Origin of the sequence: Mycobacterium sp. 663a-19, from assembly GCF_035616495.1 — a bacterium.
Taxonomy (GTDB): domain Bacteria; phylum Actinomycetota; class Actinomycetes; order Mycobacteriales; family Mycobacteriaceae; genus Mycobacterium.
The window spans coordinates 410502-424398 of the sequence record NZ_JAPJAV010000002.1; the positions used below are offsets into that span (position 1 = coordinate 410502).

Below are 13897 nucleotides of genomic sequence, written 5' to 3' on the forward strand. Positions count from 1 at the left end.
GCCACGATTCGGGTCAGGAGATGGTGATCGACTCGATGACCACCGGATCGGTGGGACGGTCGTTGCCGTCGGTGGGCGTCGTCGCGATCGCGTCGACGACCTTCCGCGATTCGGGGTCGGCCACCTCGCCGAAGATCGTGTGGCGCCGGTTCAGGTGCGGGGTCTTCTCGACGGTGATGAAGAACTGCGAGCCGTTGGTGCCCGGGCCCGCGTTGGCCATCGCCAGCAAGTAGGGCTTGTCGAATTGCAGCTCGGGGTGGAACTCGTCGGCGAACTTGTAGCCGGGGCCGCCGCGGCCGGTGCCGGTCGGGTCGCCGCCCTGGATCATGAATCCCTTGATCACCCGGTGGAAGACCGCGCCATCGTAGAACGGGCCGGACGGGCTACCCGAGGCGTTCTGCGTCGAGTACTCCTTGGTGCCCTGCGCCAGGCCAACGAAATTGGCGACGGTCTTGGGCGCGTGATTCCCGAACAATGCGATCTTGATGTCCCCGCGGTTGGTGTGCAGGGTGGCGGTAGCGGTCTGAAAGGGGCTGTTGGTCACGGGGTCACAGTCTGCCATCACCGACGCGCATGCCCGCACCGGGTGTGGGTCTGCCCGCGGACGTCGTTTTGGTGGCAGTCTGTAGGCTCCACGAGCGGCACAGAAAGGCGACAGATGAGCGCGCAGGCGGACAACCGGTTGACCCCCCGTGAGCGATTGGCCCGAGGCCTGACCTACTCGACGCTGGGACCGGTGGACGTCACGCGGGGCGTCGTCGGGCTGGGGTTGCACTCCGCGCAGTCGACCGCGTCGGGGCTGCGCCGGCGGTACCGGGAGGGCCGGCTGGCCCGCGAAATCGGTGCGGCGCAGGAGACTCTCGCCCAAGAGCTGGCCGCCGCGCAGGAGGTGGTCGCGAACCTTCCGCAGGCGCTGCAGGACGCGCGCCGGTCCCAACGCCGCCGCGGCAGGCGCCCCGTGCTGATCGCCGGAGCCGTCGTCGTGGTCCTGGCCGGCGGCGCCGTCGCCTTCAGCATCGCCCGGCGCTCGGCGCGCCGTGAGCGCTCGGAGCCGTCGCCGCGTCCGCCCAGCGTCGACGTGCAACCGCGACCCTGAGGGGTACGGTCCCGCCGAAGTGGGACACTGGTTGCGGTAGGAAATGAAAGCGCTCGGGATTGCGGCCGCAGCCGCCATAGCTTTCGCACCGCTCTCGGTGGCAGTGGCCACACCCGGTGCGGTGCACGCAGCTCCGTGCGCGGGCGCCGGGGCGACCCCCCAGCGCTGCCAGTACTGCCAGTTTTTGGTCAACGCGTACCACACCTCGAACACCGGCGTGTGTAACGAGGACCCGCCGCCCCGCCCGGCGCAGGCGCCGCCGAGCAGGGTGCCGGAACCGACCCCGGGACCGCTGCCGGAGCCCGCGCTGCCGAGCATGCCGCCGGTGCAGGTCCCGCAGGTGATTCCGCCGAGTCCCCCGGCCCCGAGCACCGTCCCGGTGCAGGCCCCGAAGATCGCCCCGCGCGCCCCCGGCGCGCCGAGCAACGCCCCGCTGGTGGCCCCGCCGAAGCCGCTGGATGCCCCGCCGCCGGCGGTCAGCGCCGCCAAGGCCGCGCCCCCGACGAGGGTCAATCCCGGCACCGCGCACCAGATGCTGCAGGTGGTGGACTTCGACCGCCAGGTCCAAAATGTGGTCAGCGCCCACGGCGGCAACGTCGACGTCGTCAAGGCCGACAACCAGTCGCTGGTGCGTCCGCGGCATTGGGACTACATCGACTACGACGCCTACCACCGCCCCACGCTGTACAACCCGCTCAATCAGGCGATGACCTTCCGCTTCTCCTACAACGGCGGGCGCCAGGAGGCGTACGTGCCGGCCGGCGGCCGGATCGTGCTCGACGTCGCCACCGCCGGGCTGTTCCCGTTCACCGCGGTCGGCGACAGCTATGTGGCGTCGGGCAGCTTCACCGGAGGCGCCTGGATACCGCCGGACAGCGGCGCCGGCTCACCGCCGCCGGACTACCACCCGCCGGCGCCCCCGGAGGTCGACCAGGACGTGTTGGCCGACGTGCCGTCCGGCAACCAGGTCGTGGAGGTCGGCCAGGTGGCCCTGGTGGGCCACGACGACAGCCAGCCCGCGGGCAGTCAGGACACTTTCCTGCTCGACGACTCCACCCTCGCCTGGGGTCACATCAATGATCCCGGCGGCCGCTCCCAGATCACGGTGACCAAGACCCAGTCGCTGCCGGGCGCCGGGCCGACCGACAACGGCGGCTTCCTAGTGGCGCTGGCCGCGCAGCACGACGAGCCCAGGCAATCCGGCCCGCCGTGGTGGCCCTCGGCGCTGGGCTTCGGGGGACTGGCGGCGGTGGTGTGGCTTGTCGCCGGGGCGATCAACCGGCAGAAGCGGCGCGAGGACCTGACCGCTGAGCGCTGACGGTCGGGGCTACGTGGAGCCTAGGGGAATCGAACCCCTGACACCTGCCTTGCAAAGGCAGTGCTCTACCAACTGAGCTAAGGCCCCTCTGGACGACTCGACCGGTGATCGGGCGCATCGGCTGCGGCCACGTGCCAGACCTCGACCCCACGCCGTGACCGCACCACCACCGCCGCGGCGATCAACGCCAGCGGCAATGCGAGTCGTAGGTAACGCCGGGACGAGCACATGGTTGTGGGCCTAGGAGGACTCGAACCTCCGACCTCTTCGTTATCAGCGAAGCGCTCTAACCGCCTGAGCTATAGGCCCGCACGCTGTACGGCCGAGCGACGAGATTACCGCAATCGCCGCCCCTTCCCCAAAACCCGGGAACCGCGCTAGTCGCGGTCAGCCAGGGTCACCTCGATGCCGCCGATCAGATCTGTCGTCAGGTTGTAGACGAATGCACCGATGGTGGCCATCGCGGTCAGCAGCACGATGTTGACCAAGCCGATCAACACGGCGCCGCCGAAGATGGTGCCGCTGGAGACCAGCTCGCCGCTGCTGCCGCTGGTGTTGTTCAGCAGGTCACCGACGTTGCTGTTCAGCTTCGACCACACACCCATGCCGCCGAGCACCAGGTACAGGAACGCCACCGCGATCATCCACACGAAGAACAACGCCACCGAAAGCAACAGGGACACCTTCAACGTGCTCCACGGGTCGATCCGGCGGATCTGCATGCTCGCCCGGACCGGGCCGCGGGTCCGCCGCGACACCTGGAACCGGCTTTCGCGGCCTTCCCGGTCCTCAGTCGCCGAGCGGCCCGACGCCGGCGCGGTCGACGCCTCAGTTGTGCGGTCGGGTGCGGGCTTGCGCTGCGCGGTGCGCGGCATCGGGCCGGACAGGTCGGGCAACTCGCTGGCGTAGGCCTCGGCGGGCGGGCCGTCACCGCGGGGCGGCGGGGCGTCGAAGTCCTGCGGCGCGCCCTTCGGATGCCCCGACGCGCCGGCCCCCGGCGCCGCGGTGCCGGAGATGAAACGGTTCAGCCGGGCGTCTATCCCCGAGGGTGGGCCCGCGGGCCGCGGCTCGGCGGGCGGCTCGGCCGGGCGATGCGGTGGCTGGGGTGCCTGGGCGGGCCGGCTCGCTCGCTGCCGCGGCGGCGGGTCACCGGCGTCCGCGGCGCGGCCGGCCTGCGCGGGCGTCGCGCGGTGGACGCCCGCCCGGTCGGCCGAACCGTCCCCGTTCAGGCTGTCGCCCTTTTTGGGGGCGCCCGGCTCCTTTGGTGAAGTCACCCCGACTCCTTACGTGTGTACCAAGGCCCCCCGGGCGGTGGCTGTCTTGTCTGCGGTCGGGCTGAGTCTAGTTGCCCTTCCGTCGGCGGGTCGCCGCTTGCCCGCATCGCTACCGCGCTAGCCGTCCGACTCCTCACCGTCGATCTCCCCGACGGCCTCGTCGGCGCTCGCTTCGGCGTTGCGGGCAATGGCTAACAGGGTGTCACCCTCGCCCAGGTTCATCAACCGAACGCCCTTGGTCTGCCGTCCCGCCTTGCGCACCTGGCGCGCGGCGGTGCGGATCACGCCCCCGCCCGAGGTGATGGCATAGAGCTCGCTGTCCTCGTCGACGATCAGCGCCCCGACCAGCCTGCCGCGCCGGCGGTCGTACTGGACGGTCAGCACGCCCTTGCCGCCGCGCCCCTGCACCGGGTACTCCTCGATCGCGGTGCGCTTGGCATACCCCCCGGAGGTCGCGACCAGCAGGTAGGTGCCCTCGCGGACCACGTTCAGCGACAGCAGGTAATCGTCGGTGTTGAACCGCATGCCCTGCACGCCGGAGGTCGCCCGGCCCATCGGGCGCAGCGCCTCGTCGGTGGCCGAGAACCGGATGGACTGCCCGTTGGCCGACACCAGCAGCAGGTCCTCGTCGGACGAGCACAGCACCGCGCCGACCAGCTCGTCGCCGTCGCGCAGGTTGATCGCCACGATCCCGCCCGAGCGGTTGGAGTCGAAATCGGTCAGCTTGGTCTTCTTCACCAGCCCGTTGCGGGTCGCCAGCACCAGGTACGGGGCGTCCTCGTAGCCGCGGATCTGGATCACCTGCGCGATGCGCTCCTCCGGCTGGAAAGCCAGCAGGTTGGCCACGTGCTGGCCCCGCGCCGTGCGCGAAGCCTCGGGCAGCTCGTAGGCCTTGGCCCGATAGACCCGGCCCTGGGTGGTGAAGAACAGGATCCAGTCGTGCGTCGAGCAGACGAAGAAGTGCCGCACGATGTCGTCCTGCTTGAGCCCGGCGCCCTGCACGCCCTTCCCGCCGCGCTTCTGGCTACGGTACAGGTCGGTCTTGGTGCGCTTGGCGTAGCCGGTTTCGGTGATGGTGACGACGACGTCCTCGCGAGCGATCAGGTCCTCGTCGCTGACCTCGCCGTCGGCGGCCACGATCCGGGTGCGACGGTCGTCCCCGTGCTTTTCGACGATCTCGCCGAGCTCGTCGTGCACGATCGTGCGCTGCCGCTCCGGCTTGGCCAGGATGTCTTCCAGGTCCGCGATCTCGGCCTCGATCTTGGCCAGGTCGTCGATGATGCGCTGGCGTTCCAGGGCGGCCAGGCGCCGCAGCTGCATGTCGAGGATGGCCTGGGCCTGGATCTCGTCGATGTCCAGCAGCTCGATCAGGCCGGCCCGGGCGATGTCGACGGTTTCCGACGCGCGGATCAGCGCGATGACCTCGTCCAGCGCGTCGAGCGCCTTGACCAGACCGCGCAGGATGTGGGCGCGCTCGTTGGCCTTGCGCAGCCGGTAGGTGGTGCGCCGCACGATGACGTCGAGCTGATGAGCGACGTAGTGGCGGATCAGCTGATCGAGCCGCAGCGTCCGGGGCACCCCGTCGACGATGGCCAGCATGTTGGCGCCGAAGCTGGTCTGCAGCTGGGTGTGCTTGTAGAGGTTGTTGAGCACCACCTTGGCGACGGCGTCGCGCTTGAGCTCGATGACGATGCGCAGGCCGACCCGGTCGCTGGACTGGTCCTCGATGTTGGAGATGCCGGCCAGTTTCCCGTCGCGCACCTGCTCGGCGATCGAGGTGATGAAGTTGTCGTGGTTGACCTGATACGGCAACTCGGTGATGACCAAAGACGTTTTGCCCCTGGCTTCTTCGACTTCCACCACGCCGCGCATCCGGATGGAGCCGCGGCCGGTCTTGTACGCGTCGGCGATGCCCTGCGAGCCGACGATCAAACCTGAGGTGGGGAAGTCGGGGCCCTTGATCCGCTGCATGACGGCGGCCAGGGTCGCCTCCTCGTCGGCCTCATGGTTGTCCAGGCACCAGAACACCGCGTCGGCGAGCTCGCGCAGGTTATGCGGCGGGATGTTGGTCGCCATGCCGACCGCGATGCCGCCGGAGCCGTTGGCCAGCAGGTTGGGGAACCGGCTGGGCAGCACCGTCGGCTCCTGCACCCGGCCGTCATAGTTTGGAATGAAATCGACTGTCTCCTCGTCGATTTCGCGCAGCATCTCCATCGCCAACGGAGTCAATCGCGCTTCGGTGTAGCGCATCGCGGCCGGCGGATCGTTGCCCGGGGAACCGAAGTTGCCCTGCCCGTCGACGAGCGGATAGCGCAGCGACCACGGCTGCGCCATGCGCACCAGCGTGTCGTAGATCGACGCATCGCCGTGCGGATGGTAGTTGCCCATGGTCTCGGCGACCGAGCGCGCCGACTTCGCGTGGCTGCGGTCCGGGCGGAACCCGGAGTCGTACATCGCGTAGAGCACCCGGCGGTGAACCGGTTTGAGGCCGTCGCGCACCTCGGGCAGCGCACGGCCCACGATCACGCTCATCGCGTAGTCGATGTAGCTGCGCTGCATCTCCTGCTGGATGTCGACAGGTTCGATGCGGTCGCCGGCTTCGTCGCCCGGCGGCAACGTGGTGTCAGTCATTTGTTCCTCGGGTTATCAAACGTCCAGGAAGCGAACATCTTTGGCGTTGCGGGTGATAAAGCTCCGGCGCGCGTCCACGTCCTCGCCCATCAGGATGGAGAACAACTCGTCGGCGGCCGCCGCGTCGTCCAGGGTGACCTGGCGCAGCACCCGCACGGTGGGGTCCATCGTGGTCTCCCACAATTCTTTGGCGTCCATCTCGCCCAGACCCTTGTAGCGCTGGATGCCGTCTTCCTTGTTGATCTTCTTGCCGGCCTTCAGCCCCGCCTTCAGCAGACCGTCGCGCTCGCGATCGGAGTAGGCGAATTCGGGGTCGGACCGCTGCCACTTCAGCTTGTACAGCGGTGGCTGCGCCAGGAACACGTGCCCGTTTTCGATGAGCGGCCGCATGAACCGGAACAACAACGTCAACAGCAGCGTCGAGATGTGCTGCCCGTCGACGTCGGCGTCGGCCATCAGCACGATCTTGTGGTAGCGCAACTTGGTGATGTCGAACTCGTCGTGAATCCCGGTTCCCAGCGCGGTGATGATCGCCTGGACTTCGGTGTTCTTCAGCACCCGGTCGATGCGGGCCTTCTCGACGTTGATGATCTTGCCGCGCAACGGCAGGATCGCCTGGAACATCGAGTCGCGGCCGCTCTTGGCCGAGCCGCCGGCCGAATCACCCTCGACCACATACAGTTCCGACTTCCGCGGGTCGGTGGAGCGGCAGTCGGCAAGCTTGCCGGGCAGTCCCCCGAGATCGGTGGCGCTCTTGCGGCGCACCAGCTCGCGCGCCTTGCGCGCCGCGATCCGCGCCTGTGCCGACGAGACCGCCTTGTTCACAACGGTTTTGGCTTCCGAGGGGTTGGCCTCGAACCAGTGCGTGAGTTGCTCGTTGCACACCTTCTGCACAAACGACTTGACCTCGGTGTTGCCCAGCTTCGTCTTGGTCTGGCCCTCGAACTGCGGCTCGCTGACCTTGACCGAGATCACCGCCGCCAGGCCCTCGCGGATGTCGTCGCCGGTGAGGTTGGGGTCCTTGTCCTTCAGCAGCTTCTTGTCCTTGGCGTACTTGTTGACCACCGACGTCAGCGCGCTGCGGAAGCCCTCCTCGTGGGTGCCGCCCTCATGGGTGTTGATGGTGTTGGCGAAGGTGTGCACCGACTCCGAGTATCCGCCGTTCCACTGCATCGCGATCTCGACCTCGTGGCCGGTCCCCTTGCCCTCGAAGTCGATGATGCTCTGCTGGATCGGGTTCTTGGTGCGGTTGATGTGCTTGACGAAATCCACCAAGCCGCCCGGGTAATGAAAAGTGCGGTGCTTGACCTTGTGCGGGGCGGTCGACTCCGCCGCCTTCTCCTCGGCGGATTTGGGCGCATCGGCGGTGTCGCTGACCACGTCGTCGACGACTTCCTCGTTGGTCACCCGCTCGTCGGTGAGATTGATCGTCAATCCCTTGTTGAGGAAGGCCATTTCCTGCAGCCGGCGCGCCACCGTCTCGAAGTCGTATTCGAGGGTTTCGAAGATGTCGGGGTCGGCCCAGAACCTGATGGTGGTTCCCGTCTTCTTGGTGGCCTCGCCCTGTTTGAGGGTGCCCGGCACCGCGTGGTCGTAGTACTGGGACCACTCGTGCCCGTCGCGGGCGATCTCCACCTCGAGCCGGGTCGACAGCGCGTTGACCACCGACACACCGACCCCGTGCAGACCGCCGCTGACGTTGTAGCCGCTGTTCTCCCCGCCGAACTTGCCGCCGGCGTGCAGTTGCGTCATCACGACGTCGACGGTCGGCGCGCCCGTGGCGTGCATGGCCACCGGGATGCCGCGCCCGTTGTCGGTGACCTCGACGCTGCCGTCGTCGAGCAGGCGCACGTCGACCTGGGTGGCGTAACCGGCCATCGCCTCGTCCACCGAGTTGTCGACGACCTCCCAGATCAGGTGGTGCAGTCCCCGCTCACCGGTGGACCCGATGTACATGCCCGGGCGTTTGCGGACCGCCTCCAGCCCCTCGAGCACGGTGATCGCTGAAGCGCCGTATTCGTCTTGTGCCTTCTTCTTCTGGGCAGCCACGGTCGGAATGCTCTCCTTGGGGTTTCATGCGGGCGGTCCGTCACCGCAACAGTCGCACCTCTTCACTCTACCGTGAGAGGTGGTCCGCACCGATTTTCTGGGCGCGTTTCTACCTATCTGGCCGCGCCGTGCGCTCGATTTCTTCATTCCCGGTGCGTCCGGACGTTTGAGATGCGGGTGCGTTCCGTCCTGGCGGCTCTGAGACGTCGCTGTTATGACGTTGCACCGGCCCGTCGGGTTCCGTTATCCGTAGGTGTCGCGGGGTCCCCTGCCGGCGATGTGCCGTGGGCCCTTGCGCCAGGACGGGGCGGCGGGTCCGGTGATTTTCAGCGACGTCACCGCGCCGTTGCCGACCGCCGCGGCGATCTTGGCCAGGATCTGTGCCTGGATCATCCGCAGCTGGGTCGCCCACGCGGTCGATTCGGCCGCCACGCTGAGCACCCCGTCGTTCAGCGCGGTCGGGCTCGCGTGGTCGGCGATCTGGTGCCCGACCACCGACGGCCAGTGGCCGAGCACCGTGCCCTCGGCGACATGGGCGGACCAGCCTCGCTTTTTCGCCAGATCGCGCGCGAGCCTGCCCAGTGGCTGGGGATCCCGGCTGTCGGGCCCGGGCCCCGACCAGCTGCGCCGTTGTCCCGCGACACGACGCGGGGCGGGAGGCGCGCCGCGCCCGCGGCCGGCGTCCTTGCCCTGCGCGCGAGCGGCGGCGCGGGCTTCCTCCAGGGTCCGCCGCACCAGGTCGATGCCCGACGGACCACCGGGTGGCGCACCGCGGTTAGGGTCCGATCCGTCGCCGGTCATGCCCGCACCACCGATACTCGTCCCGAGTCCTCGTCGCGCAAGTCGATGTGCACCCGCCTAGCGTCCCACTCGGCCGGGATATCTTCGAGCACCGCCGCGGTCACCAATACCTGCTCCGCCGCTTCGGCCACCGAAGCCAACGCCCGGCGGCGGGCCGCGTCGAGTTCGGCGAACACGTCGTCGAGCAACAACACCGGCTCGCTTCCGTCGGCCCGCAACAACTCGTACGCCGCCAGCCGCAACGCCACCGCGAACGACCATGACTCCCCGTGGCTCGCAAAGCCTTTGGCCGGTTGATCGCCGAGCCGCAACTCCAGGTCGTCGCGGTGTGGGCCCACCAGACACATCCCGCGCTCCAGTTCGGCGTCGCGGCGCTCCGACAACGCCGCCAGCAACGCGGCTTCGAGAAACTCGGGATCGGGGCCCCCCACGCCATCCACGCTCGCCCGGTAACCAATCGCGGCCACCCGGGATCCCGGCGCCAGCAACTGATAGGCCTTTTCCACCTCGGGCGCCAGCTGGTTCACCAGGTCGATGCGGGCGGCCATCAATTCGGCGCCGTGCCCGGCCAGCCGGCTGTCCCACACGTCGAGGGTGTCCAGGGCGCCCCGGGCGCCCCGATGCCTCGCCCCCGACAACGACTTGAGCAGCGCGGTGCGCTGGCGCAGCACCTTGTCGTAGTCCGCCCGCACGCCGGCGACCGTCGGCCGGCGCACCGTCGCCAGATCGTCGAGATAGCGCCGCCGGTCCGCCGGATCGCCGCGGACCAAAGCCAGGTCTTCCGGGGCAAACAGCACCGCCCGCAGCACCCCGAGCACCTCGCGTGTGCTGCGCACCGGTGAACGGTTCAGCCGCGCCTTGTTCGCCCGCCCCGCAGCGATCTCCAGATCAACGGCACACTCCCTGCCCTCGTTGACGACGATCGTCGAAATCACCGCGCGGGGCTGGCCCGCCCGGATCAACGGTGCGTCCGTTCCCACCCGGTGCGAGCCCAAGGTGCTCGAATACCACAGTGCCTCAATAAGATTCGTCTTGCCGAACCCATTCGGGCCGACGAACACCGTCCGGCCGGACTCCAATTCGAGATCGGCCTGCGCCCAGGACCGGAAATCGCGCAGCCCCACCTGCCGGACGTACACCTAGCCGGGCAACCGCACGGGCATCAACAGGTACACATAGTCCGTCGGCAGGGCGGAAAACGGGCCGTTGCCCGTCGGGTGGCTGTCGTCGTCGAGCGCGGGCCGCAGCAGGGCCGGCTTGCCCGGGGTGGTGAACCCGAACGACACCCGCTCCGCGTGCACCGACCCGAGCCCGTCGGTCAGGTAGGTCGGGTTGAACGCGATCGTCAACGGCTCCCCGGCGAAATCGACGGCCAGGTCCTCCTCGGCCCGGCCGACGTCGTCGGCGCCGGCGGAAAGCCGCAGCATGCCGTCGGCGAATTCCATGCGCACCTGCGCGCCCCGGTCCGCGACCAGCGCGACCAGCTTGATGGCCTCGGTCAGCTCGGCGACGTTGATCGTGGCCACCGCTGTGTGTTCGGCCGGTAACAGCTGCCGGAACTTCGGGAACTCCGCGTCCAGCAGGCGGGTGGTGCTGCGTTTGCCGTTACCGCTGATGCCCAGCAGCCCGTCCTTCCCGACCCCCATCCCGGCGCCCAGCGACAGACGAACCTCGGAACCGTCGATGCCGGCCTTGGCGGCCTCGGACAATGTCCGCGCCGGCACCAGCACCGCCGCCTCCACATCCGGTGACAACGCCGTCCAGGTCAGCTCGCGAACCGCCAGACGGAACCGGTCGGTGGCGGCCAAAACCACCTTGTCGCCCGAGATCTCGACCCGGATCCCGGTCAACATCGGCAGCGTGTCGTCCCGGCCGGCCGCGATGGCGACCTGACCGATCGCCTCGGCGAACAGGTCCGCCGGCAACGTGCCGGTGTCCTCCGGCAACACCGGCAGCGTCGGGTAATCCTCCACCGCCATCGTCGGCAACGAAAACCGTGCACTTCCGCAGGTCAACGCGACCCGGTTGCCGTCCACACAGAAGTCCACCGGCTTGTCCGGCAACGCCCGCGTGATGTCCGACAACAACCGTCCGGACACCAAAACGCTTCCGGGAGAGGCTATTTCGGCTGCAACCTGTGCCTCGGCGGACACCTCGTAGTCGAATCCGGAGATCGTCAGGCCCTCGTCGGAGCCGGTCAACAGCACGCCGGACAGCACCGGCACCGCCGGCCTGGTCGGCAGGTTCTTCGCCACCCACGACACCGCGTCAGCGAAAGACTCCCGCACCATACGGAACTTCAAGTCGGTGAGGCCAGCTCTCGTCGTCGCTGTGTCCATAGCGTCCCCTCACCTACCGAATTCCAGTGGCCGGCCGCCCCGCTCGTCGGGGCAGTCGAAGAACAACCGTAGATCCTCTGCGGTCATCTTGAAAGCTAATCGCGAAGGCCGACAAGCACGGTCACGCGGGCCTTCCGACGCCAGCGTAACGAAGCTTCCCCAGCGCCGTTCTTCAAAGAAGAAACAACGGAGATGACTCAGTAGCAGTAGTAAGGGGTGTGGACGTTGGGGACAGCGTGATCTTGACCCAGGTAGGGGTGCGGGCCGGGTGTGGATGACGACGTTGACAACTGTGTGGGGTGTGTTGAGCCGTTGGGGATGCCGCCGGCGCGTGTGGAGCGCGGCCGATCGATGCACGATTGTTCGACGGGTTGTGCACAGGGCTGCCCACACGACCGATGTGTGGCCGGTGTGACAGGGGAGCGAGAAGTTTTTTCAAAGAAAATGCCGCGGAGTGCCGGAGTCAGCGCTTGGAGCGCTGCCGGATGCGGGTGGTGAGCTCCTTGACGTGATCGAACACCTCGCGCCGCTCGGCCATCTCGGACAGGATCTTTTTCTGGGCGTACATGACGGTGGTGTGGTCGCGACCGAACGCCTGGCCGATCTTGGGCAGGGACAGGTCGGTGAGCTCGCGGCACAGGTACATGGCGATCTGTCGTGACTGCGCCAACGCGCGGGTCTTGCCGGGGCCGCGGAGCTCCTCGACGGTGGTGTCGAAGTATTCGGCGGTGGCGGCCATGATAGTCGCCGCGCTGATTTGAATGGTGCTGGCGTCGGCGATCAGGTCGCGCAGGACGATCTCGGCCAGCGACTTGTCGATCGGCGTCTTGTTCAACGACGCGAACGCGGTGACCCGGATGAGGGCCCCCTCCAGCTCGCGGATGTTGCGTTCGATGCTGCTGGCGATCAGCTCGAGCACGTCGTCGGGCACCGCGAGCCGTTCCATCTGTGCCTTCTTGCGCAAGATGGCGATGCGGGTTTCCAGCTCGGGTGGCTGCACGTCGGTGATCAGGCCCCACTCGAACCGCGTCCTCAGCCGGTCCTCGAGGGTGGCGAGCTGTTTGGGTGGGCGGTCGGAGGAGATGACGATCTGTTTGTTGGCGTTGTGCAGCGTGTTGAAGGTGTGGAAGAACTCCTCCTGGATACCTTCCTTGCCCTCGATGAACTGGATGTCGTCGACGAGCAGCACGTCGACGTCGCGGTAGCTGCGCTTGAACGCGACCTTGCGGTCGTCGCGCAGCGAGTTGATGAAGTCGTTGGTGAATTCCTCGGTGGAAACGTACTTGACCCGCATGCCGGGGAACAATCGCTGCGCGTAGTTGCCGGCCGCGTGTAGCAGGTGCGTCTTGCCGAGGCCGGACTCGCCCCAGATGAACAGCGGGTTGTAGGCGCGGGCCGGGGCTTCGGCGATGGCGAGGGCCGCCGCGTGCGCGAATCGGTTCGAGGCGCCGATGACGAAGGTGTCGAAGGTGTAGCGGCGGTTGAGGCTGGTTCCGCCGGCGATGGCGGGGTCGATGGTGTGCGGGCGTTCGGTGAAGTAGTTCGGCCAGCCCTGCTCGGCGGTGATGACGGGTTCACCGTTTTCGTAACCCTCGTCGCCGTCGTTCAAGGTGTCGAGATCGGCGTCGTCGGCAAAGGCATCGGTTTGCGACAGCAGGGTGTCCTCGGCGTCGTCCGACGGCGGCGCGATGCGCACCCCGAGCTGGACCTGCTGCCCGAGCCGGCGGCTGAGCGCGTCGGTGATGGGTGCGCGCAGGTGACGCTCGATCTCGTTCTGGACGAAACTGCTCGGGACCGACAGCAGGGCAAACCCCTCGACGATGGTGAGCGGCTGGACCAGGTTCAGCCACGCCTTTTGCTGAGGGGTCAGGGGAGTGATGAGGGCGGTGCGATTGGCGGCTACGCCGTCCGCGGTGGGCTCGCCGTTGAGTTCGGAGACGACCGCGTTCCACACGGTGGTGAAACTGGAACCGGGGTCATCGGTCAACGACGTATCTCCCTGGTCCGACGTCGAGAAACAATCACGCTTGGCGACAAAGCAACTGTCCACATACTTATACACAGGTGTGGACAGGATGAGCGTAAACGAGCCGCAGCCTTGCGGCGACGGCCCGCGATCTCCGCGCTGCCGACAACCCGGGCAGGGGCGCCTGGGCAGCTAGTCGGTCCGCCCTCCTCGCTTCGTCGTCGAGCGCCGCCTCACCCTGAAACGGCATTGCCCGAAGCTAACAGTTTTCCGTGCGGCTGCCAACCGTTCTGCTGCATTCCAATTGGCTAATTTAGAGTTCTTCGGGGCGTGCTTCGCCCGGGCACGGGTGCGGGCCGGAGCGGGGCGTCGAGAACGAATGTTTTCACCCACCGTTGCAGGGCGGGTCCGTTGGGGGAGGCC

The 13897-nt window shown here is 67.9% G+C and carries 10 protein-coding genes and 2 tRNA genes; 2 read left to right on the plus strand and 10 right to left on the minus strand.

Features of this window, described 5'->3' with window-relative positions; all coding sequences use genetic code 11:
• Nucleotides 1–13: 13 nt before the first annotated feature.
• Nucleotides 14–562: a peptidylprolyl isomerase gene (locus tag OQ968_RS06270; protein ID WP_324675771.1), complete on the minus strand. Its 549-nt coding sequence runs from the start codon at nucleotides 560–562 to the stop codon at nucleotides 14–16.
• A 96-nt stretch (nucleotides 563–658) separates the two neighbouring features.
• Here OQ968_RS06270 and cwsA point away from each other — a divergent pair, with 96 nt between their 5' ends.
• Entirely contained in the window at nucleotides 659–1096 is a 438-nt protein-coding gene (gene cwsA / locus OQ968_RS06275; RefSeq protein ID WP_324675773.1) for a cell wall synthesis protein CwsA, read from the plus strand.
• A gap of 43 nt (nucleotides 1097–1139) precedes the next feature.
• A complete protein-coding gene (locus OQ968_RS06280) occupies nucleotides 1140–2414 on the plus strand; it encodes a hypothetical protein (RefSeq protein WP_420715840.1) in 1275 nt (424 codons plus the stop codon).
• Nucleotides 2415–2428: 14 nt separating this feature from the next.
• Here OQ968_RS06280 and OQ968_RS06285 read toward each other — a convergent pair.
• From OQ968_RS06285 to dnaA, 9 genes are all read right to left on the minus strand, one after another.
• A tRNA-Ala gene (locus OQ968_RS06285) sits at nucleotides 2429–2501 on the minus strand.
• Between the two features lie 148 nt (nucleotides 2502–2649).
• A tRNA-Ile gene (locus OQ968_RS06290) sits at nucleotides 2650–2723 on the minus strand.
• 68 nt (nucleotides 2724–2791) lie between these two features.
• Nucleotides 2792–3688 (minus strand): DUF3566 domain-containing protein, encoded by an 897-nt coding sequence (locus OQ968_RS06295; RefSeq protein WP_324675777.1) that lies wholly within the window; start codon nucleotides 3686–3688, stop codon nucleotides 2792–2794.
• Between the two features lie 117 nt (nucleotides 3689–3805).
• Entirely contained in the window at nucleotides 3806–6319 is a 2514-nt protein-coding gene (gyrA, locus tag OQ968_RS06300; protein ID WP_324675779.1) for a DNA gyrase subunit A, read from the minus strand.
• 15 nt (nucleotides 6320–6334) lie between these two features.
• Entirely contained in the window at nucleotides 6335–8368 is a 2034-nt protein-coding gene (gyrB, locus tag OQ968_RS06305) for a DNA topoisomerase (ATP-hydrolyzing) subunit B (protein WP_324675780.1), read from the minus strand.
• Nucleotides 8369–8611: 243 nt separating this feature from the next.
• Nucleotides 8612–9169 carry a DUF721 family protein gene (locus OQ968_RS06310; RefSeq protein WP_324675782.1) on the minus strand — a complete coding sequence of 186 codons (558 nt, stop codon included), beginning with the start codon at nucleotides 9167–9169 and terminating at the stop codon, nucleotides 8612–8614.
• The gene (recF, locus tag OQ968_RS06315; protein ID WP_324675784.1) at nucleotides 9166–10308 is read right to left on the minus strand and encodes a DNA replication/repair protein RecF; all 1143 of its coding nucleotides are present in this window, start codon (nucleotides 10306–10308) and stop codon (nucleotides 9166–9168) included. Before recF ends, OQ968_RS06310 begins: the two co-directional genes overlap by 4 nt.
• The gene (dnaN, locus tag OQ968_RS06320; RefSeq protein WP_324675786.1) at nucleotides 10309–11508 is read right to left on the minus strand and encodes a DNA polymerase III subunit beta; all 1200 of its coding nucleotides are present in this window, start codon (nucleotides 11506–11508) and stop codon (nucleotides 10309–10311) included. It lies immediately after the preceding gene.
• A gap of 463 nt (nucleotides 11509–11971) precedes the next feature.
• Nucleotides 11972–13495: a chromosomal replication initiator protein DnaA gene (gene dnaA / locus OQ968_RS06325; RefSeq protein ID WP_324675788.1), complete on the minus strand. Its 1524-nt coding sequence runs from the start codon at nucleotides 13493–13495 to the stop codon at nucleotides 11972–11974.
• Nucleotides 13496–13897: the final 402 nt, after the last annotated feature.